The organism is Paenibacillus foliorum (assembly GCF_013141765.1).
In the GTDB taxonomy this organism is placed as follows: Bacteria; Bacillota; Bacilli; order Paenibacillales; family NBRC-103111; genus Paenibacillus_S; species Paenibacillus_S foliorum.
The window spans coordinates 1-838 of sequence record NZ_WHOD01000014.1 but is presented as its reverse complement, the minus strand read 5'-3'; the positions used below and the strand labels follow the sequence as shown (position 1 = coordinate 838).

At 33.8% G+C, this 838-nt stretch carries 1 protein-coding gene; it reads right to left on the bottom strand.

Translation table 11 applies throughout. The annotated features are described in order from the left end of the window. Positions 1 to 208: 208 nt before the first annotated feature. Positions 209 to 685 (bottom strand): UPF0158 family protein, encoded by a 477-nt coding sequence (locus tag GC093_RS04475; RefSeq protein WP_171650674.1) that lies wholly within the window; start codon positions 683 to 685, stop codon positions 209 to 211. Between the last annotated feature and the right edge of the window lie 153 nt (positions 686 to 838).

The window sequence follows — 838 nt, the reverse complement described above, 5'->3', positions numbered from 1 at the left end:
GGCAACCTTATGCTTCCAAATACAAAAAGCCCTTTAATATCAAGGACTTTGATTAAGCAAAATTCAATTTGCGTTCAAGACCTTATTTCTATGTATTTGGAACAATTTAAAATGAGATCCATATTAGTTTCAATATGTACGAAACCTATTCGAAGCATTGAAGTTGAAATGAAAGAAATTATGTTTCTAGCCGCTCACCTTCATTTTACTACTCTTGGATTTCAATCCCCTGCTCCTTGCACCATTCAATTACTAATTTCCTTATCTTACTTTCTTTGTACTTGTACCATTGTTTATCAACATCATTTTCTACAATCCCATCTTTAAATCTCCGAAATGCTCCTCTTCCTTGAATGGCTTCATAAAGTTCTTCTCGAACATTTTGATCCTTAAGAGTCCCAATAAACTCTTCCATTGTTTCATATTCATTGAAATCGTTTCTTAATGTGAAGTCAACGTATTCCTCGTCCTCATCCTCAAAAATCATTATGGCTTTTTCAATGTTCTCCCTTTGCCATTCAGGAAATTTTTCGAGTGGCTTTTCATCTTCTGCAGCCCCAATTTCTTCTCTCATTAATGTAATAACTTCGCCTGTTTTAATGTTTATAAAAGTAAAAGTATCATCAATTTGAAGTTCAATTTCACTGACTAGTTCATCCAACTTTACTGGTTTGTTATTCTTCATTTGCCTTTTACTCCTTTCGGTTCATACAAACATTTTATCCAAAAACAAACAAAGCTACCTAATCGGCAGCGTCAAACATGTTTTGATTAGATGAACCAAATTTTCTGGATTAATTCAGGAGGAAGAAGATTCCCCTTGTGCTTCAGATATCTT

Excerpts from the sequence above, each read along its gene's own strand:
- GC093_RS04475 (WP_171650674.1), bottom strand. The coding sequence starts at position 685 with ATGAAGAATAACAAACCAGTAAAGTTGGATGAACTAGTCAGTGAAATT.